The organism is Actinacidiphila epipremni (genome assembly GCF_012034175.1).
GTDB classification, from domain to species: Bacteria; Actinomycetota; Actinomycetes; order Streptomycetales; family Streptomycetaceae; genus Actinacidiphila; species Actinacidiphila epipremni.
In genome coordinates this window covers 252,597-273,365 of record NZ_JAATEJ010000007.1, presented here as the reverse complement: position 1 = coordinate 273,365, position 20,769 = coordinate 252,597, and the positions used below count along the sequence as shown (strand labels likewise).

General features: G+C 73.8%; 12 protein-coding genes. 10 read left to right on the top strand and 2 right to left on the bottom strand.

Annotated features, from left to right (window positions below):
- Positions 1–360 precede the first annotated feature (360 nt).
- Both HCN08_RS12585 and HCN08_RS12580 read left to right on the top strand, forming a co-directional pair.
- Positions 361–2,511 (top strand): discoidin domain-containing protein, encoded by a 2,151-nt coding sequence (locus HCN08_RS12585; protein ID WP_206318732.1) that lies wholly within the window; start codon positions 361–363, stop codon positions 2,509–2,511.
- 130 nt (positions 2,512–2,641) lie between these two features.
- Positions 2,642–5,980, top strand: coding sequence for a glycoside hydrolase family 3 C-terminal domain-containing protein (locus tag HCN08_RS12580; protein ID WP_206318679.1), 3,339 nt, complete (start codon positions 2,642–2,644; stop codon positions 5,978–5,980).
- 200 nt (positions 5,981–6,180) lie between these two features.
- On the opposite strand, the gene HCN08_RS12575 is transcribed toward HCN08_RS12580, so the two are convergent.
- Positions 6,181–7,572, bottom strand: a complete 1,392-nt coding sequence (locus HCN08_RS12575) for an NADP-dependent succinic semialdehyde dehydrogenase (protein ID WP_167983076.1) — start codon at positions 7,570–7,572, stop codon at positions 6,181–6,183.
- A gap of 313 nt (positions 7,573–7,885) precedes the next feature.
- Between HCN08_RS12575 and HCN08_RS12570 the strand changes: the two genes are divergently transcribed.
- Positions 7,886–9,472 (top strand): immune inhibitor A, encoded by a 1,587-nt coding sequence (locus HCN08_RS12570; RefSeq protein ID WP_240970019.1) that lies wholly within the window; start codon positions 7,886–7,888, stop codon positions 9,470–9,472.
- On the opposite strand, the gene HCN08_RS12565 is transcribed toward HCN08_RS12570, so the two are convergent.
- Positions 9,459–11,597: a SpoIIE family protein phosphatase gene (locus HCN08_RS12565; protein ID WP_167983075.1), complete on the bottom strand. Its 2,139-nt coding sequence runs from the start codon at positions 11,595–11,597 to the stop codon at positions 9,459–9,461. The two genes, HCN08_RS12570 and HCN08_RS12565, sit on opposite strands and share 14 nt — an antisense overlap.
- 219 nt (positions 11,598–11,816) lie before the next feature.
- Between HCN08_RS12565 and HCN08_RS12560 the strand changes: the two genes are divergently transcribed.
- From HCN08_RS12560 to HCN08_RS12530, 7 genes are all read left to right on the top strand, one after another.
- Complete coding sequence (locus HCN08_RS12560) at positions 11,817–12,017, top strand: hypothetical protein (protein ID WP_167983074.1); 201 nt, start codon at positions 11,817–11,819, stop codon at positions 12,015–12,017.
- A gap of 337 nt (positions 12,018–12,354) precedes the next feature.
- On the top strand, positions 12,355–14,592 hold the full coding sequence (locus HCN08_RS12555; protein WP_167983073.1) for a hypothetical protein: 2,238 nt from the start codon (positions 12,355–12,357) through the stop codon (positions 14,590–14,592).
- A 107-nt stretch (positions 14,593–14,699) separates the two neighbouring features.
- Positions 14,700–16,244 (top strand): GT4 family glycosyltransferase PelF, encoded by a 1,545-nt coding sequence (gene pelF, locus HCN08_RS12550; RefSeq protein ID WP_167983072.1) that lies wholly within the window; start codon positions 14,700–14,702, stop codon positions 16,242–16,244.
- A gap of 175 nt (positions 16,245–16,419) precedes the next feature.
- Positions 16,420–17,856 (top strand): hypothetical protein, encoded by a 1,437-nt coding sequence (locus HCN08_RS12545; protein WP_167983071.1) that lies wholly within the window; start codon positions 16,420–16,422, stop codon positions 17,854–17,856.
- A gap of 56 nt (positions 17,857–17,912) precedes the next feature.
- Positions 17,913–18,914, top strand: coding sequence for an SDR family NAD(P)-dependent oxidoreductase (locus tag HCN08_RS12540; RefSeq protein WP_167983070.1), 1,002 nt, complete (start codon positions 17,913–17,915; stop codon positions 18,912–18,914).
- A 76-nt stretch (positions 18,915–18,990) separates the two neighbouring features.
- Positions 18,991–19,704, top strand: a complete 714-nt coding sequence (locus tag HCN08_RS12535) for a sugar phosphate nucleotidyltransferase (protein WP_167983069.1) — start codon at positions 18,991–18,993, stop codon at positions 19,702–19,704.
- A gap of 7 nt (positions 19,705–19,711) precedes the next feature.
- The gene (locus HCN08_RS12530) at positions 19,712–20,665 is read left to right on the top strand and encodes an NAD-dependent epimerase/dehydratase family protein (RefSeq protein WP_167983068.1); all 954 of its coding nucleotides are present in this window, start codon (positions 19,712–19,714) and stop codon (positions 20,663–20,665) included.
- Positions 20,666–20,769 lie beyond the last annotated feature (104 nt).

Here is a 20,769-nt window from a genome sequence, read left to right as displayed (position 1 = left end):
CCGCTCTCCTGGCGATCTCACTGGCCCGGCTCAGCCTAGGGTCGGGGCGGTGCGCCGCCGCGGCGCGGCGCGTCCGCAAATGGCCGGTTCACACCCCCGGCGCCACCGGCCGCGCGGGCGCCGACACCGTGTCAAGATCTTGCACTCAGCGACAAGCCGCATAAGTCGTCTATACGGGCAAGGAGTTCACGGACCGTTCGAATATCGACGACAGCCGACGGCGGGCTGAAACAGCCGTACCAATCTCGTTCACTTTCTTGACGGGTCAGCAACAGCGCCGTAATCATCGCTGCCATCAGAGAGCGCTCTCACTCGCACCCAGGAGACGCCGTGACAGGCAACCCCCCACCTGTGTCCCGACTGACCAGACGCACCCCCCGCACCCTCGTCCTCGCGTTCGCCGCCGCCGTGCTCGCGGCCTTCGCGCTCGTGGCGACCCAGAGCCCGGCCAAGGCGGCGGGCACGCTGCTGTCGCAGGGCAAGACCGCGACCGCCTCCTCCACCGAGAACGCCGGCACCCCGGCCTCCGCCGCGGTCGACGGCAACACCGGCACCCGCTGGTCGTCGGCGGCCTCCGACCCGCAGTGGCTCCAGGTCGACCTCGGCGCCACCGCGACCCTCTCCCAGGTGACGCTGAACTGGGAGACCGCCTACGCCAAGGCCTACCAGATCCAGACCTCGGCCGACGGCTCGAACTGGACGTCGGTCTACTCCACCACGACCGGGCCCGGCGGAACGCAGAACCTCGCCGTAAACGGTTCCGGGCGCTATGTCCGGATCTACACGACGCAGCGCGCCACCCAGTGGGGCGTGTCGCTGTGGGAGTTCCAGGTCTACGGCACCTCCGGCACCGGCAACAACGCGTGCGGCACCACCAACGCGGCGCTGAACAAGACGGCGACGGCCTCCTCGACCGAGAACGCCGGCACCCCCGCCTCCTCGGCGGTGGACGGCAACAACGGGACCCGCTGGTCGTCGGCGGCCTCCGACCCGCAGTGGATCCAGGTCGACCTCGGCTCCTCGCAGAACATCTGCGGGGTGCAGCTGAACTGGGAGACCGCCTACGCCAAGGCGTACCAGATCCAGGTGTCGGCCGACGGCAGCAACTGGACGACCGCCTACTCCACCACCACCGGCCCCGGTGCGACCGAGCTGATCACCCTGACCGGCACCGGCCGCTACGTGCGGATGTACGGCACCCAGCGCGCCACGCAGTACGGCTACTCGCTGTGGGAGTTCCAGGTCTTCACCGGCGGCACCGGCAGCAACGGCGGGGCCAACGGCGGCGGCACCAACGGCGGTTCGACCGGCGGCACCCCCCCGCCGCCCGGCAACGCGACGCTGCTGTCGTACAACAAGCCCGCGACCGCCTCGACGTTCCAGGACGACGGCAACTGCCCGGCCTGCAACCCCGCCAAGGCGTTCGACGAGGACCCGGCGACCCGCTGGGCGACCAGTGACGTCAACGGCTGGGTGGACCCGGGCTGGATCCAGGTGGACCTCGGCGCGACCGCGCACATCACCCAGGTCGTGCTGCAGTGGGACCCGGCCTACGCGACCGCGTACCAGATCCAGACGTCCGCGGACGGCAGCAACTGGACGCCGATCTACTCCACCACGACCGGCAAGGGCTTCAAGGAGACCCTGAACGTCGACGGCAACGGCCGCTACGTGCGGATGTACGGCACCGCGCGCAGCAACGGCTACGGCTACTCGCTGTGGACCTTCGACGTCTACGGCACCGGCGGCAACCCCACTCCCCCGCCGGCGCTGCCGCCGAACCCCGGCAACCCCGAGCACCTGGTGTGGAGCGACGAGTTCAACGGCGCGGCCGGCACCAAGCCGGACACCAGCAAGTGGACGCAGGACACCGGCGGCGGCCAGAACGGCGAGCTGGAGTACTACACCAACGGTGACAACACCACGATGGACGGCAACGGCAACCTCGTGATCGAGGCCAGGAAGGAGAACGTCCAGGGCCACCAGTACACCTCGGGCCGGATCAACACCTCGGACCACTTCAACTTCACCTACGGGCACGTGGAGGCGCGGATCAAGGTCTCCGGCACACAGGGCCTGTGGCCGGCGTTCTGGATGCTGGGCTCGAACTTCAAGACCGGCACCCCGTGGCCCAACTCCGGTGAGATCGACATCATGGAGCACGTCGGCAAGGTCCCCGACTCCGTCTACTCCACGCTGCACGCCCCCGCCTACAACGGCGGCAACGGCTACGGCCAGCCGTACCAGATCGCGGGCGCGGACTTCGCGAACGACTTCCACACCTACGCCGTGGACTGGGACTCCAGCCACATGACCTTCTCGGTGGACGGCCACGCCTTCTTCACCGCCGACAAGGCCACGGTGGAGTCCACCCGCGGCCCGTGGGTCTACGACCACCCGTTCTACATCATCCTCAACAACGCGGTGGGCGGTGACTGGCCGGGCGCGCCCGACGCCAGCACGGTCTTCCCGCAGCGGATGCTCGTGGACTACGTCCGCGTCTCGCAGTGACCGCACGGCAGTGACCGCATGACCGCATGACCGCCGGCCGTCCGGGCCCCGCCGCAGCGCGGGGTCCGGACGGCCGCCCCCCACACAGCTCCGACGGCCCCTCAGGGCCGCGCGAGAGAGGCTTCCGACCATGCTGCACACCCTGTACAGCACTCCCCCCCACCTCAGAAGGCGGCTGACCGTGGCGCAGGCCCGGTTGGCCGCCGTCGTCGGTTTTGTGCTGGTGATGGCGCTGGCGCTGGTGGCCGCGCCCCGGCTGGCGCACGCCGCCGACCCGGTCCTGCTCTCGCAGGGCAAGCCGGCGACCGCCTCCTCCACCGAGAACGCCGGGACCCCCGCCTCGGCGGCGGTGGACGGCAACGACGGCACGCGCTGGTCCAGCGCCTTCGGCGACCCGCAGTGGATCCAGGTCGACCTCGGCTCCAGCCAGCCGGTCAGCCGGGTGGACCTGCACTGGGAGGCGGCCTACGCCACGGCCTTCCAGATCCAGCTCAGCGACAACGGCACGTCCTGGTCCAACGTCTACTCCACGACCACGGCGACCGGCGGCAACCAGTCGCTGACGGTGTCCGGCACCGGCCGCTACGTGCGGGTGAACGGCACCAAGCGCGCCACGCAGTACGGCTACTCGCTGTGGGAGTTCCAGGTCTACGGCGGCTCCGGCGGCGGCGGCACCGGCGGCACCACCGGCGGTGGCGGCACCACGCCGGGCGCGTGCGGCAACTCCGGCGCGGCGACCGGCCGGCCGGCGACCGCGTCCTCCACGCAGGACGACGGCACCTTCCCGGCGTCGGCGGCCTTCGACGGCAACACCGGTACGCGCTGGTCGTCGGCGGCCAGTGACCCGCAGTGGATCCAGGTGGACCTCGGCTCCTCGCAGGACATCTGCGGGGTGACGCTCAACTGGGAGACCGCGTACGGCAAGGCGTACCAGATCCAGACCAGCGACAACGGCTCGACGTGGGCGAACGCCTACTCCACCACGGCGGGCAACGGCGGCGTGGAGACCCACGACTTCACCGCGCACGCCCGCTATGTGCGGATCTACGGCACGCAGCGCGCGACCCAGTGGGGCTACTCGCTGTGGGAGGTGCAGGTGCTCTCCCCCGGCGGCGGCCAGACCGAGCCGCCCGGCGGCGGCACCGGCGGTGACGGCGGCAACGGGGTGTGCCCGTGGGTCGGTTCGACCGCGCCGGTCGCCGACCGGGTCGCGCAGGTGCTCTCGCACATGACGCAGGCGCAGAAGCTGACGATGCTGCACGGCAACGGCCAGGCGTACCCGTACATCGGCAACACCGACGCGATCCCGTCGCTGTGCATCCCGGCGATGGGCTACCACGACGGGCCCAGCGGCGTCGGCGACGGCTTCGGCGGGGTGACGCAGCTGCCGGCCGCGGTGTCGTCGGCGGCGACGTGGGACACCGGGCTGCAGAAGCAGTACGGCACGGTGGCCGGCGCGGAGTTCGCGGGCAAGGGCGCGGACGTGGCGCTTGGCCCGACGATGAACATCGTGCGCGACCCGCGCTGGGGACGGGCGTTCGAGACCTACAGCGAGGACCCGTACCTGAGCGCGCAGATGGCGACCGCGAGCATCCAGGGCATCCAGAGCCAGGGCGTGATGGCGCAGGCCAAGCATGTCGCGGTCTACAACCAGGAGACCAACCGCAACGGGCCGGCCGACAACGCGATCGTGGACCAGCGCACGCTGCACGAGATCTACCTGCCGGCCTTCCAGGCGGCGGTCAGCAAGGGCGCGTCGGCGTCGGTGATGTGCGCGTACTCCACCGTCAACGGGGTGTACGCGTGCCAGAACGCGGACCTGCTGAAGAAGGGCCTCTACCAGGAGGCGGGCTTCAACGGCTTCGTCACCAGTGACTGGGGCGGCGCGCACTCCACGGTGGACGCGGCCAACAACGGCATGACGGTGGAGATGCCGGGCGGCTACTTCTACGCCGACTTCCTGGCCCAGGCGGTCGCCAACGGGTCGGTCAGCCAGGCGACGTTGGACACCATGGTGACCCGGGTGCTGACCCAGATGTTCGCCTTCGGCGAGTTCGAGAAGCACAAGAGCGGCAACCGCGACTCGGTGGTGACCAGCGCCGCGCACCAGACCACCGCGCGGCAGGTCGCCGAGCAGGGCACGGTGCTGCTGAAGAACAGCGGCAACGTGCTGCCGCTCAGCGGCGCCAACGCCACCTCCATCGCGGTGATCGGCCCGGACGGCGGCGCGGGCGTGCGCAGCGTCGGCGGCGGCAGCGCGACCTCGACCAGCTCGGGCACGATCGCGCCGATCGACGCGATCAAGAAGCGGGCCGGGACGAGCGCGAGCGTCACGTACAACGACGGCACGGACGTGGGCGCGGCGGTCAACGCGGCGCGTGCGGCGAGCGTGGCGATCGTGTGCGTGGGCTACGGCGAGAACGAGGGCACCGACCAGGCGAACATCGACCTGCCGGGCAACCAGAACTCGCTGGTGCAGCAGGTCGCGGCGGCCAACCCCAACACCGTCGTGGTGCTCAACACCGGCTCCGCGGTGACGATGCCGTGGCTCGGGCAGGTCAAGGGCGTGGTGGAGGAGTGGTACGCGGGCCAGGAGGTCGGCAACTCCCTCGCCGCGCTGCTGTTCGGCGACGTCAACCCGTCCGGCAAGCTGCCGGTGACCTTCCCCGCCTCGCTGGGCGACGTGCCGGCGCACACCGCGGCCCAGTGGCCGGGGCAGGGCAACGTGCAGTACAGCGAGGGTCTGAAGGTCGGCTACCGGTGGTACGACGCGCAGAACATCACGCCGCTGTTCCCGTTCGGGTTCGGGCTGTCGTACACCAGCTTCTCCTTCTCCTGGCTCCAGGTGGGCGGCCTGGACGGCAACGGCAACGCGACGGTGAGCGCCACGGTCACCAACACCGGCAGCAGGGCCGGGGCGGAGATCGCCCAGCTCTACGTCGGCGACCCGGCGTCCACCGGTGAGCCGGCCAGGCAGCTCAAGGGATTCCAGCGGGTGGACCTGCAGCCGGGCGCGAGTGCCAAGGTGACCTTCACGGTGACCGCGCACGACCTGGCGTACTGGAACACCGCGTCGTCGTCCTGGACGACGGCGGCCGGCGCGTACCAGATCTCGGTGGGCGACTCCTCGCGGAACCTGCCGCTGACCGGGACGCTCAACGTGGCGACCGCGATGACGGCCAGGACGGTCGACGCGGCCACGACGGCGTCGGCGTCCGTCGCGGTGGTCAACCCGCAGGGCATGAGCGGGCCTTCGGGCAAGGCGGTGTCGCTGCCGGTGGCCGCGAAGGTGTCGTCGGGCGGCGCGGTGACCTTCACCGCGACGGGCCTGCCGGCCGGGCTCTCGATCGCGAAGGACGGGCTGATCTCCGGCACGCCGACCGCGAAGGGCACCAGCACGGTGAGCGTGACGGCCTCGGACGGCAGGGGCGCGGCGGACACCGCGACCTTCGTCTGGACGGTCACCTGACCGGTGGGCGCGCCCCGGGACCCGCGCGGTGAGGGCCGCGCGGGCCCCGGGGTGACACGCTCCGGGACCCGCGGGGTGAGGGCCTCGCGGGTCCCGGAGCGGCAAAGACTCCAAAGATTCCAAAGACTCTGCCTCCCCATGGGTGAAATCGGTTCCCCATGGGGAGGCAGATGTACATGACAATACGGAGCCGGGTGGGCTCAGCCGCCGTACCAGACGGTGGTGGCGTTGCAGAACTCGCGGATGCCGTGCCCGGACAGCTCCCGGCCGTAGCCGGAGCGCTTGACGCCGCCGAAGGGCAGCGCCGGGTGCGAGGCGGTCATCCCGTCGAAGTACACCCCGCCGGCCTCCAGATCGCGCACGAACCGCCGCCGCTCGTCCTCGTCCGCCGTCCAGACGTTGGAACTGAGCCCGAACGGCGTGTCGTTGGCGATCCCGACGGCGGCGTCCAGGTCCGCGGCCCGGTAGAGCGTCGCGACCGGCCCGAACGCCTCCTCGTGGTGGATGCGCATGTCCTTCGTGATGCCGGCGAGCACGGTGGGCTCGTAGTACCAGCCGTCCGGCAGCGCCTCGGGGCGGCGCGCCCCGCACAGGGCCTCGGCTCCCTTGGCGAGCGCGTCCTGGACCAGCTCCTCCAGGTCCGCGCGGCCCTGCTCGCTGGAGACCGGGCCGACGTCGGTGGACAGGCTCGTCGGATCGCCGACCCGCAGGGCGCTCATGGCGCGCGTGAAGCGCTCGGCGAAGGCGTCGTGGACGTCGGTGTGCACGATGAAGCGCTTGGCGGCGATGCACGACTGGCCGTTGTTCTGCACCCGGGCGGTGACCGCGACCTCGGCGGCCCGGTCGAGGTCGGCGGACGGCATGACGATGAAGGGGTCGCTGCCGCCCAGTTCCAGGACGGTCTTCTTGACCTCGTCGCCGGCGACCGAGGCGACCGCGCGGCCCGCGCCCTCGCTGCCGGTCAGCGTCGCGGCGGCCACCCGCGGGTCGCGCAGCACGTCCTCGATGGCGCCGGAGCCGATCAGCAGCGTCTGGAAGCAGCCCTCGGGGAAGCCGGCCCGGTGGAACAGCTCCCCGAGGTAGAGCGCGGTCTGCGGCACGTTCGAGGCGTGCTTGAGCAGCCCGACGTTGCCGGCCATCAGCGCGGGCGCGGCGAACCGGACGACCTGCCACAGCGGGAAGTTCCACGGCATCACCGCGAGCACCACGCCGAGCGGCCGGTAGCGGACGTACGCGCGCACCGCGCCGCTGTCCTCGACGTCGGCGGGGGCGGGGTGCTCGTCGGCGAGCAGCGCCTCGGCGTGCCCGGCGTACCAGCGCATCGCCTTGGCGCACTTGGCCGCCTCGGCGCGGGCCGCGGTGAGGGTCTTGCCCATCTCCAGGGTCATGGTGCGGGCGATGTCGTCCTGCTCCTTGTCGAGCAGGTCTGCTGCGGCGCGCAGCAGCCGGGCCCGCTCGTCGAAGCCGGTCAGCCGCCACTGGCGGAAGGCGGCGTGGGCGGCGGCGATCCGCTGCTCGATCCCGTCCCTGCCGAGGGCGTCGAAGGTACGGACCGTCTCCCCGGTGGCGGGGTTCACGGTGGCGATCGGCATGGTGCTCCTCCTCGTGCCACGGGCCGTGCGGGACGGGCGCGCGGGCCGGACGCGGGCATGGCGCGGGCCGGCCGCCCACCACGCGCGGGTACCCGCGCCGGGCCGGTCCATGCGGCTGCGCCACCCGCCCGGCGCAACCCGGCCGGCCGACACTCCCTCGTGCGGGTGAATCCGGCGGGATCCCCGGCGGTCGCGGGGAGCCGACCGGCAGCGTTCATCCCGTGGTAACGCACGACACATCGGTCACATTTTCTACGCGCGCAGAATCGTTCCCCGCACCCCCACCCACCGCCCCCCACCTGGAGGTTGACGGATGCCCGGCTCCCGTGTCCCGCACACTCCGCCCGTCGTCGCCCACACCACCGGCTCCACCCGCTCCCACGGCTCGGGCCGCTCCACCGGCTCCGGCCGCACCGCCCGCCTGAGGCCGCGCAGGCTCGCGCTCGCCGCGTCGGCGGTCGTGGGCGCCGCGGCCCTGGCCGCCGCGGGTGTCGCGGCCGGCGGCAGCGCGCAGGCCGCGCCGACCGCCGCCGCGCCCGCGGCGGCGGCCACCCACCGGGTGCTCTTCGACAACACCAAGGCCGAGACGGCCGGCAACGCCGACTGGATCATCAGCACCAGCCAGCCCGACCCGCTCGGCCAGGACTCCTCCCCGAACGCCGAGACCGACTGGACCGGCGCGCTGTCCTCGTGGGGCGTGGCCCTGCAGAAGGCCGGCGGCTACAGCCTGAACACCCTGCCGTCCGGCCGCACCATCACCTACGGCAGCAGCTCCAACGCGCAGGACCTCAGCAAGTTCGACACCTTCGTGCTGACCGAGCCGAACGTGAAGCTCAGCGCCGCGGAGAAGACCGCGGTGATGACCTTCGTGAAGAACGGCGGCGGCCTGTTCCTGATCTCGGACCACAACAACAGCGACCGCAACAACGACGGTTGCGACTCGCCGTGCGTGATCAGCGACCTGCTGACCAACAACGGGGTGGACAACACCGACCCGTTCGGCTTCTCGGTCGACAAGCTCGACATCAGCACCGACAACCCGCGGGCGGTCGCCAGCTCCTCCGACCCGGTGCTGCACGGCCCGTTCGGCACCGTCACCGGCAGCATCCTGCGGGACGGCACGACCTTCACGCTGAACCCCTCGGACAACAGCAGCGTCAAGGGCCTGGTGTACCGCACCGGTTACTCCGGCAACACCGGCGCGTTCTTCGTCACCAGCACCTTCGGCAGCGGCCGGGTGGCGATCTGGGGCGACAGCTCGCCGGTCGACGACGGCACCGGCCAGTCGGGCAACACCCTCTACGACGGCTGGAACGACCCGGCCGGCACCGACGCCGCGCTCGCGCTCAACGCCACGGCGTGGCTGTCCGGTTCGGGCGGCGGCAGCACCAACCCGCCGACGACCCCGCCCACCACGCCGCCGTCCGGCGGCTGCACCTCCCGGCAGCTGCTGGCCAACCCCGGCTTCGAGTCGGGGAGTTCGTCGTGGTCGGCGAGCAGCGGGGTGATCACCAGCTCCAGCGGCGAGGCGGCGCACGCCGGTTCGTACAAGGCGTGGCTGGACGGCTACGGCACCGCGACCACCGACACGCTCTCCCAGTCGGTGGCGATCCCCGCCGGGTGCGCGGCGCGGCTGGCCTTCTGGCTGCACATCGACACCGCAGAGACCGGCAGCACCGCCTACGACACCCTCAAGGTGCAGGTGCTGAACTCCTCGGGGACGGTGCTGAGCACGCTCGCGACGTATTCCAACACCAATGCCGCGGCCGGCTTCACGCAGCGCTCGTTCGACCTGAGCGGCTACGCCGGGCAGACGGTCACGGTGAAGTTCACCGGGACGGAGGGCTCCAAGCTGCAGACGTCGTTCGTCGTGGACGACACGGCGCTCACCGTCGGCTGACGCCGGACCGCCGGCCGGCGGCGGGGCCGAACTCGCACCACACGGCCTTGCCGTCGCCACGCGGCTCGACGCCCCAGCGGCTGGCCAGCGCGTCGATCATCAGCAGCCCGCGGCCGGAGGTCGCGGCCTCGCCGGGGCTGCGGCGGCGCGGCCAGACGCTGGAGCGGTCCTGCACGGTCAGCCGGATCCGGCGCACCGGCTCGGGCAGCACCTCCAGGGTCAGCACCGCGCCGCCCTCGGTGTGCAGCAGCACATTGACCAGCAGCTCGCCGGCGGCCAGCTCCACGTCGTCGGCGAGCTCGGCCAGCTTCCAGCCGGCCAGCGTCTGGCGCAGCGCCACCCGCGCGTCGGCCAGGCCCTCGGGGTCGGCCTGGTGGACGTAGGAGTGCATACGCGGCGCCCGGTGGGTGCCCGGGTCGGGGTCGCGGCGCAGCACCAGCAGCGCCACGTCGTCCTGCGAGCCCCAGCGCTCCCACAGGTCGCCGGCGAGGTCGCCGGCCAGCTCCTCGGCCTCGCGCGGGCCGTCCCGTACGGCCTCGGCCAGCGCCTCCATGCCGATCGTGATGTCCAGGCCGCGCTCCTCGACCAGCCCGTCGGTGCAGAACACCAGCGTCTCGCCGGGCACCAGGTCCAGCCGGGTCTCGGGGAACTCGTGCATGTCGACGGCGGTGGCCAGGCCCAGCGGCAGCCCGCCGCGCACATGCGGCCAGCCGGTGCGGCCGTCGGTGTGCCGCACCAGCGGGCCCAGGTGCCCGGCGCGGGCGGCGCGCACGGTGCCGGTGGCCAGGTCCAGCTCGGCGTACGCGCAGGTCGCGAAGCGCTCGGTGTCCAGCTCGGCGAGGAAGCGGGAGGCGCGGGCCAGCACGGTGGAGGGCGGGTGGCCCTCGGCGGCGTAGGCGCGCAGCGCGATCCGCAGCTGGCCCATGACGGCGGCGGCGTGCGTGTCGTGGCCCTGGACGTCGCCGACGACCAGGCCGACCCGGTTCTGCGGCAGCGCCACCACGTCGTACCAGTCGCCGCCGACCTCCCGGCCGCTGGAGGCGGCGTGGTAGCGCACCGCGATGCCGACGCCGGCGAAGCGCGGGATGTCGCGCGGCAGCATCGACTCCTGGAGCTCGGTGGCGACCTCGCGCTCGCGGTCGAAGAGCATGGCGCGCTGCAGCGACTGCGCCACGATCGCGGCGAGCGCCCCGTACAGCTCGCGCTGCTCGCGGGTGAAGTCGCAGCCGGTGCGGTAGAAGAGCCCGAGGCCGCCGATGGAGCGGCCCTGGGCGATCAGCGGCAGGAAGGCCGCGGAGGCCATGTCGGTGGCGGTGAGGTACGCGCGGGCGGCGGGGAAGCGCTCGGTCAGCTCGGGGAAGGAGGCGGCGAAGCGGGACTGCTGGGTCATGACCGCCTCGCCGAGCGGCAGCGTCCCGTCCAGCCGGCGCGGCGCGGTGCCGTCCAGCCCGGCGACCGGGGAGCCGCTGATGCCGGCGATCCGCAGGTTGCCGCCCTCGACCAGGCCCAGCAGCAGCCCGTCGGCGCCGAACCGCTCCAGGCCGCCCGCGCCGGTCACCACGGCGGTGACGTCTTCCACGCTCACCGCGTTCGACAGCGCCTCGGTGGTGAGCCGGACGACCGGGGCGATGCTGCGGCTGTCGCCGCCGGTGTCCCGGGCCGGCACCTCGGGGGCCTGGGTCAGCTCGTCGGTGGCGTCCCGGACGATGCCGACGATGCGGTAGGCGTTGCCGCGCTCGTCGCGCAGGATCGTGCCCTGGGTGTGGGTCCACTGCTTGACGCCGTCCCTGCGGGTGACCCGGAAGTAGCCGCCGTAGCTGCGCAGGCCCGCCTGGAGCGCCCGGCGCAGCGCGTAGTCGAGCCGGGCGCCCTCCTCGGGCGAGACCCGCAGCACCAGCGACTCCAGGCGCGCGTCGAACTCGTCGGGCCGCAGGTCGAAGACCTCCAGGCCCTGCTCGTCGAGCTCGAAGACGCCGCGGTCGAGGTCCCAGTCGAAGCTGCCGATGCCGTTCAGGGCCAGCCGCTCCCCCGGGCCGATCTCCGGCTCCGCCGGCCGGACCGGCTCGACGAGGGGGCCGACCCTGGGGTCGTACCGGCTGCGGGCCGGCCGCTTGGGTAGTGCCATGCACACGCTCCGGGGGTCGGACCTGCGGGGGAACAGGCCGATTCCGCGGGGCCGCCGCAGGGGCGGCCTCACCGGGCTCTCCAGGCACCCATTATGCCCCGATCCGTCCGGTTTTCCAGGGGCGGAAAAGCCATGAGCCAGGCGGATGCGCACCGCATGGGCCCGCGGCGGCCGGGTACGCGAGAGGGCGACCGGACCGCGCTATCCAGGGAACACCCGATGACCACCTCGTCCCCGGACACCTTCCCCCCGGTGCCGGTACCGCCGGAAGAGCCGGTGCCGGGCCCCGACCCGACACCCTCGCCCGAGCCGCACCCGGTCCCGGGCCCCGTACCGACGCCGCCGTCGCCGACGCCGCCGGCCCCCGTACCGCCGCAGCCCGAGCCCACCCCGGCGCCGGGGCCGCCGCCGATCGACTGACCTCGCAGCGAGCCCTACGTCGAATATGCGGGCGAATATGTAATCCGTACGTGTGACCACTCGAAAATATGCTCGGCCATTCATCATTCAGGTCGATAATCCGCCCGCGGCGTATCCCGGACCAAGGTCATCGCCGCAGGTGGGCGGCACCCCCTGCACTTCCCCTCCTCGGTGCAGGGGGCACCCTTTTCGCCCGGCTTCCGACGACCTCCCCGGGACGGTCACAATTCCTCCGCGGAATGATCCACCATGGGTTCCCGGAAATACGGCCGGAAAAGAGCCGTTGTGAGCGGGAGTACGCCGATGCGCAGTCGGCGGCTGCCGGGGGAGAAAATTCATGGGCAGAACTTTGCGTGCCGCCGCGGTCGCCTCCGCGGCGGCGCTGGTGGCACTCGCCGTCACGCCGACCGCGGCGCACGCCGCAGCGACGGCGCCGCGGGTGGACCTGCGGGTGCTGGTGGTCGACGACGGGGGGCCGGCGACCGCGGCGGTCACCTCGGAGCTGGACGGGGCGGGGACCCCCTACACCACGGTGGACCTGACGGCGGCGGGGCGGCCGGTGATCACCGCGGGCTTCCTCAGCGACACCGTCTCCGGCCGGCCGCGGGCCAAGTTCCAGGCGGTGGTCCTGCCGAACGACAACCCGTTCGGCGCGGGCTCCGCCGAGATGGCCGCGCTCGCCGCGTACGAGACCGCCTTCGGCATCCGGCAGGTCGACGCCTACACCTACGCGCAGCCCTCGGTCGGGCTGAACTACGCGCAGACCGGCGGCTACATCGGCCAACTCGACGGCGTCCAGGGCCAGGTGACCGCGCAGGGCGCCGCCGGCGACTTCGGCTACCTCAAGGGCGCGGTGCCCTTCGAGGACAACGACCCCTACCAGGCCGAGAGTTACGGCTACCTCGCGACACCGCTGGCCGCCCAGGCGGCCGGCACGACCTTCACCCCGCTGGTGGACGCGCCCATCCCGGGCAGCGACCAGCGCGGCGTGCTCGTCGGCCAGTACACCCACGACGGGCGCAGCGAGCTGGTGATCCCGTTCGTCTACAACCAGTACCAGCAGCAGTTCCGGCTGCTGGCGCGCGGCATCGTGGAGTGGATGACGCAGGGCATCCACCTCGGCGCCGACCGCAACTACTTCGAGGTGCAGGTCGACGACGTCTTCCTCGCCGACGACCGGTGGAACGCCGACCTCAACTGCACGCCCGGAGACGTCGACTGCCCGATCGGCACCGGCGGGGACGACGACCCGATCCGGATGACCGCCGCCGACGCCGCCTACGCCGAGCAGTGGTCGGCCGCGCACGGCTTCACCTTCGACTTCGTCTTCAACGGCGGCGGCAGCGAGGACTGGAAGTCCGACCACGACACGACGAGCGACCCGCTCGCCACGCAGCTGCTGAACGACAAGAACAGCTACCGCTGGGTCAACCACACCTATCTGCACCCCTTCCTGGGCTGCGTGCAGAACGTCACGGTCGTGCCGTGGAGCTGCCTGACCACCGCGAGCGGCGCCACGCAGTGGGTGAGCAAGGCCGACATCACCGCCGCCGTCCAGGACAACCGCACCTGGGCCGCCTCCCACGGACTGAGCCTGAACAACAGCGAGTTGGTGACCGGTGAGCACTCCGGCCTGAAGGTGCTGCCGCAGCAGCCCGCCGACAACCCCAACCTCGCGCCCGCGCTCAGCTCGCTCGGCGTGAAGTACCTGGCGAGCGACAACTCCCGGGAGCCGGACCAGCGGACGGTCGGTCCCGCGGTCACGGTGCCGCGCTTCCCGATGAACGTCTTCTACAACGCCGGGACGGCGCAGGAGGAGACCGACGAGTACAACTGGATCTACACCAACTCCGCGCAGGGCGGCAGCGGGGCGTGCGCCACGTCCGGCACCTCCACCTGCCTGGTCGCCCCGCTGGACCCGGCCACCGGCTACGCCTCGTACATCGTGCCGCTGGAGGCGCGGATCGACCTCGGGCACGTGCTGGGCAACAACCCGCGCCCGCACTTCATGCACCAGTCCAACCTCGCCGAGGGCCGGATCGCCTACCCGGTGCTGGAGAAGATCCTCGCCGGCTACGCCGGCCTCTTCGCCGCGAACACCCCGGCGGTGAACCTGCGCACCTCCGACATCGCCGTCGAGCTGCAGCGCAGGGCCGCGTGGAGCGCGGCGTGGAAGGCCGGCAAGGTCACCGCGTACCGCATCGGCGCCGCCGTCACCGTCAGCGCGCCCTCCGGTGTGCAGGTCGACGCGACGATGCCGGCCGGCACCCGGCAGGCCCAGCTGCTCGGCGCCACCGCCTTCGGCACGGCCTACGCCGGGCGGCTGTCGGGGTGGGTCCAGCCCGGGCTGCTCCAGTCGGCGGTGACGCTCACGCTGCCGTCCGGCGCGGTGCCGGCGGCGGTGGCGGCGGGCGCGCCGCGTACGGCCGCGAAGCTCGCGGCGCCGGTGGGCCGGCTGCCGGTCCCGGCGGGCGTCGCGCAGGCGGTGCCGGCGGGGCCCGGCGACACCGGGCGCGGCGGCGAGCGCGGCAGCGCGCCCGGGTCCGGCGCGCACGGCCGCGGGGCACGCGGCTAGACGCACGGCAGCAGTACGTGCGGGCGGGGCGGTGGGCGCCCCGCCCGCACCGCCGGGCGCGCCCGCGGCCCGGCACCCACCCGACCGTCCAGGGGGACGACCACGCCATGCACGCAGTCTTCGGCACGCCGGCGGCGCGCACCGCACAGGTGACGCTGCTGACCGAGGGGACGTATCCGCACAGCCCCGGTGGGGTGAGCGTCTGGTGCGACCAGTTGCTCCGCGCCCTGCCGGACGTCGGCTTCCGCGTCACGGCCGTCACCGCCACCGGCGAGGAGCCGCTGGCCTGGCAACTGCCGCCGAACGTCACGGCGTTGCAGACCGTGCCGATGTGGGGCCGGACCCCGCGGGGGCGCGAGCCGCGCGGCCGGGACCGGCGGGCGCTGCTCGGCGCGTGGGAGGGCCTGCTCACCGCGCTGCTGGCCGAACAGGACGGCGAGGACCGGCACTTCGGGCTCGCGCTGTACGAACTCGGCGAATGGGCGCAGGCCGGCGTGCTCGCGGCGGGGCTGCGCTCGGAGGCGGCGGTACGCATCCTCGCCGCGCTGTGGCGGCGGCCGGGGACGGCGGTCGCGGCGGCGCGGCCGAGCCAGTACGACGCGCTGACCGGCACCGACCTGCTGGAGCACGCGCTGCGCCCGCTGGCCGCGCCCCCGCCGACCGGGGTCGCGCACGCCGTGAGCGGCGGGCTCGCCACACTGCCCGGCCTGCTGGCCCACCACCGCGAGGACGTGCCGCTGCTGCTCACCGAGCACGGCGTCTACCAGCGCGAGCGCTACCTCGGGCACCGCACCGGGCCGTACCGCTGGCCGGTCAAGGCGCTGCTGCTGCACTTCTTCCGGCTGCTGGCCCGCGAGGGCTACCGCAGCAGCGCCCTCATCACGCCGGGCAACCGCTACAACCGCCGCTGGGAGGAGCACGGGGGCGCGGCGCCGGACCGTATCCGCACGGTCTACAACGGCGTCGATCCCGCGGCCTTCCCGCTCGCCGGGCCCGAGCCGGCCCGCCCGACGCTCAGCTGGGCCGGGCGGATCGACCCGATCAAGGACCTGGAGACCCTGATCCGGGCGTTCGCGCTGGTCAGGGAGGAGATGCCGGAGGCCAGGCTGCGGATCTTCGGCGGCACGCCGCGCGGCGGCGAGGCGTACCGGGAGCGCTGCGAGGCGCTCGCGCAGGCGGTGGGCGCGGGGGAAGCGGTGACGTTCGAGGGCCGGGTGGACGACATCCGCACGGCGTACGCGGCCGGGCAGGTGGTGATGCTCTCCAGCATCAGCGAGGGGTTCCCGTTCACGCTCATCGAGGCGATGTCCTGCGGGCGCTGCACGGTCTCGACGGACGTCGGCGGGGTGCGCGAGGCGGTGGGCGACACCGGCCTGGTCGTGCCGCCGCGCGACCCGGCGGCGATGGCGCTGGCGGCGCTGTCCCTGCTGCGCGACCCGGCCCGCCGGGCCGCCCTCGGCGAGGCGGCGCGGCTGCGCGTCATCGACCAGTTCACCCTGCGCCGCACCGTCGACTCCTTCCGGGCGATCTACGCCGGCCTCTCCCCGGCCGAGCCCCGCACGGCCCAGCAGTACGCGGGCGTGACCTGGCTCTCCCGGGTCTGGCGGGAAGCGCCCGCGGCGAGCGGCCCGGCGGCGGAGGGCACGGCGTGAGGGCGGGACGGCCGGGCGTGGGCGCGACGGCGCGGGTGGGCGGCCGGGGCTCCGGCGGCGCCACGCCGGGCCGGCTGCCGCGGACACGGCCGCCCGGCGGCCGGGCGGCGCATGCCGCCGCGCGGCGGGGGCGGCGCGCGAACGGGACGCGAGCGGTGGCCGGTGGGAGCGTGCAGTGAGCGGGGGGCTGTCGCTGGTCGGGGCCGGGGAGCCGGGCGGGGAGTTGGCGGGGGGCGTCGTACGGATGCGGCCGGCGCCCGGCTGGGCGGTGGGGGATCCGCTGGCGGAGCTCGCCGAGCGGCTGGGCGGGCGGGTCGCGAGCGCGGTGCACGCCGAGGAGGTCGCGGCGCTGCTGGAGTCCGAGGGCCTGACGGACGAGCAGATCACCGGGCGGTACCGGCACCGCGACCTCTTCTCCCTCGCCGAGGCGCTGTTCGCGCTCGTGCCGCGGGCCTTCCCGGAGCCGGAGCCGGGCCCCGACCCGTGGCGTACGGGGCTGCTGCGGTGCGTGCTGCGCGGGCTGACCTTCGCGCTGCCGGGAGTCGGGTACGTCCTCGGCGGGCGGTGGGCGGACGGGCCCGCGGGCCCCTTCGGGGTGACGGCGGCGGTCGCCGGATGGGCGGCGGCGGCCCTGGTGAGCTGGGGCTGGAACCAGGGCCTGGCCCACCGCGCAGGGCTGCTGCTGCTCGCCGGCCGGCCGCGCGCCGCGGCCCGCTGCCTGCTGGCCGGCGGGGCGGCGGGCGTGCTGCCGGCGACGGGGGCGGCGCTCGCCCTGACCGGCGCCTCCCACCCGTCCGCCCCGCTCTTCGCCTTCGGCCAGGCCCTGTACATGGCCGCGGCGACCGTGCTGCTCGTCCTCGGCCGGGAACGCCTGCTGCTGTACGTGCTCGCGCCGCTGTGCGTGGCCGCGGGCCTCGGCGCCGCGGGGCTGCCTGACCCGGCGGTCGCGGGGGCGCTCACGGCGACGGTCGGCGCGGCGACCGCGGTCGCGGTACGCACGGCGGTGCGCTCGGCGCCGGGCGGCCGGGGGCGCGCCGCCGCACGCCGGGACGACGAGGCGCCCGTGCCGGTGCGGCGGTCGGCGGCGCCGGCGCTCGCCGGGTTCGCGGCCGGCGTGCTGGTGGTGGCCGCCGCGCTCGACGGGCAGCTGGTCGCGGCGCTCACCGTGAGCATGGGAGTGGCCGAGTGGCTGCTCTTCCGGTTCCGCAGCCGGTGCCTGGCGGCCCTACGCGCCACGGGCGTGGCCGAGCGGCTGCTCGCCCGCTCGTGGCGGGTGCTGGCGCGCTGCCTGGGCGGTTACGCGGTCACGCTGGTGGCCCTCGCGGGCGTCGAGTCGGCGGTGCTGCCGGGCGCGCCGGCGTGGGACGTACCGCACCTGAGCGTCCTGCTCGCGCTGGGCTGCGCGCTGTGGCTGACGCTGCTGCTCCAGTCGTGCGGGCGGCCCTGGACCGCCGCCGCCGTGCCGGCCGCCGCCGCGGCGACCGCGCTCGCGCTGCTGGCCGCGCACACCGCCGCGCCGGGCACCGTGCTCGGCCTGACCGGCGCGGCAGCCACCGCCGTCCTGCTGGCCGCCGCCGGCACGGTCACCGCGCGGGTGACCACCCACCGCTGAGCCGCACCAACCCCGACCTCACCTCAACTCACCGTCACCGCAGAGGAGATACCTCCGTGTCCACCGCAACTCCGGTCGCCGTCACCGGCGCCGAGGGCTTCATCGGCTCGCACCTGGTCGAGGCGCTGGTCGCCTCGGGCCGCCGGGTGCGCGCCATGGTGCAGTACAACTCCTTCGCCTCGCACGGCTGGTTGGAGCTGCTGCCGTCCGAGGTGCGCGACCACGTCGAGGTCGTGATGGGCGACGTCCGCGACCCCGGCTCGGTACGCGAGCTGGTCGCCGGCTGCGACACCGTCTACCACCTGGCCGCGCTCATCGCGATCCCGTACTCCTACCGCGCCCCGCGCTCCTACGTCGACACCAACGTCACCGGCACCCTCAACGTCCTCGAAGCGGTACGGGACGTGGGCGCCGCCCGCCTCGTGCACACCTCGACCAGCGAGACGTACGGCACCGCGCGGACCGTGCCGATCAGCGAGGACCACCCGATCAACACGCAGTCGCCGTACGCCGCTTCGAAGGCCGGCGCGGACCGGCTCGCCGACAGCTACCACGCGAGCTTCGGCACGCCCGTGGTGACGCTGCGGCCCTTCAACACCTTCGGGCCGCGGCAGTCGATGCGGGCGGTCATCCCGACCGTCATCGGCCAGGTCGCCGCCGGCGAACGCACCGTCACGCTCGGGGACCTGCGCCCCACGCGGGATTTCACCTTCGTCCATGACACCGCCGCCGCCTTCCTCGCGGCCGGCACCGCGCCGGCCGGGAAGGTCGTCGGCCGGACCTTCAACGCCGGGACCGGCGGCGAGATCTCGGTCGGCGACCTGGTCACGCTCATCGGCAAGCTCATGGGCACCGACCTCGCTGTCGTCGAGGACCCGGCGCGGCTGCGGCCCGCCGGTTCCGAGGTGATGCGGCTGGTGTGCGACGCGACCCGGCTGCGCGAGGCGACCGGCTGGGCGCCGGCGTACAGCCTGGAGGACGGGCTGGCCCGCACGATCGACTTCTTCCGCGACCCGGCGCACCTGGCCCGCTACAAGACCGCCGCCTACAACGTCTGACGCGACGTCAGTTCTTTTGCCTGCACCGACAGGACCTCATATCACCATGACCGCACGATATTTGGGGGGACCCACCATGCACGCTGTCATCCTCGCGGGCGGCAAGGGCGTACGCCTGCGGCCGTACACCACCGCGCTGCCCAAGCCGCTCGTGCCGATCGGCGACAGCCACGCGATCCTGGAGATCGTCCTCAGACAACTCGCCGGCTCCGGTTTCCGCAGCGTCACGATCGCCATCGGGCACCTGGGCAACATCATCCGGGCCTACGTCGGCGACGGCTCGCAGTGGGGGCTGGAGGTCGGCTACGCCACCGAGGACAACCCGCTCGGCACGATGGGGCCGCTGCTGACCATGCGCGACGACCTGCCCGAGCACTTCCTGGTGATGAACGGCGACGTGCTCACCGACCTGGACTTCGGCCAACTGCTGCGCGGGCACGCGGCGTCGGGCGCGGCGCTGACGATCGCCACGTATCCGCGCACGGTGCACATCGACTTCGGGGTGCTGACCACCGACGAGGGGCAGGTGGTGGGCTTCACCGAGAAGCCGAGCATGGACTACCGGGTGTCGATGGGGGTCTACGGCGTCTCGCGCGGCGCGCTGGCCGGCTACACGCCGGGCATGCCGCTGGGCTTCGACGAGGTCGTCCTGGACCTGCTGGCGGCCGGACGCCCGCCGCGGGCCCATGAGTTCGACGGGTACTGGCTGGACATCGGCCGGCCCGACGACTACGACCGGGCCAACGCGGAATTCAGCAGCCTGCGTCCGCTGCTGCTCAAGGGGGCGTGAGGGCGCGATGCGCAGGATCCTGGTGCTCGGCGCCCGCGGCTACCTCGGCGCCCCGGTCGCCGCGCGGCTCGCGGCGGAGCCGGACGTGACGGTGCTGTACGGCGGGCGGGGCGGGCCCCGCGAAGGCGCGCGGGGCGCGCAGGGCGCGCGGGGCGGCCGGCGGATGCCGGACCTCGGCGTGGACATCGGCTCGGTGCCGGTGGACGTGCTCGCCGCGGCCCTCGCGGGGCTGCGCCCCGACGCGGTCGTCAACTGCGCGGGCCTGGCCTCCGGTCCGGCGAGCGCGCTGGCCGCGGTCAACGCGCGGGGCGCGGCGGCGCTGTGCGAGGCGGTCGCGGCGGGGGTGCCCGCGGCCCGCCTCGTGCAGCTGGGCTCGGCGGGCGAGTACGGCCCCGGGGTGCCCGGCACGCCGCTGCGGGAGTCCGCGCCGGCCCGCCCAGCGGGGGTGTACGGCGCGACGAAGCTCGCCGGCACGCTCGCGGTGGCCGGCTCGGGCCTGGACGCGGTGGTGCTGCGGGTCTTCAACCCGGTGGGCGCCGGCGCGCCCCTGTCGGGGCTGCCCGGACGGCTGGCCGCGGCCTTCCGCGCCGCGCCGCCCGGCGCGCCGGTCCGCACCGGTGACCTGGGCGCGTACCGTGACTTCGTGGACGTGGCGGACGTGGCGGATGCGGTGGCCCTGGCGGTCGCCGCCCCCGGCCCCCTCCCGCCGGTGCTCAACATCGGCTCCGGCGAGCCGACCCTCGTACGCGACCTGGCCGGCCGCCTGGCCGGCATCGCCGGCTTCACCGGCCGTATCGAGGAGTCCGGCACCGGCTCCGAGCGCTCGGCCGCGGTCTCCTGGACCGCCGCGGACATCTCCCTGGCCGCCTCCGCCCTGGGCTGGCGCCCGACCCGCACCCTGGACGACGCCCTGAGGTCGCTCTATGAGGCGACGGCCCCGACGGCGGGGGCCCGGGTATGAGGCCACGCAGCGCCTCGGGCCCGGCAGTTCGGACCGCGGGAGCCGGGCGGGAAGAGCAGCACCCCGGCGACCGCACCCCCGCCCCGGCCACAGGCACGCCCGGG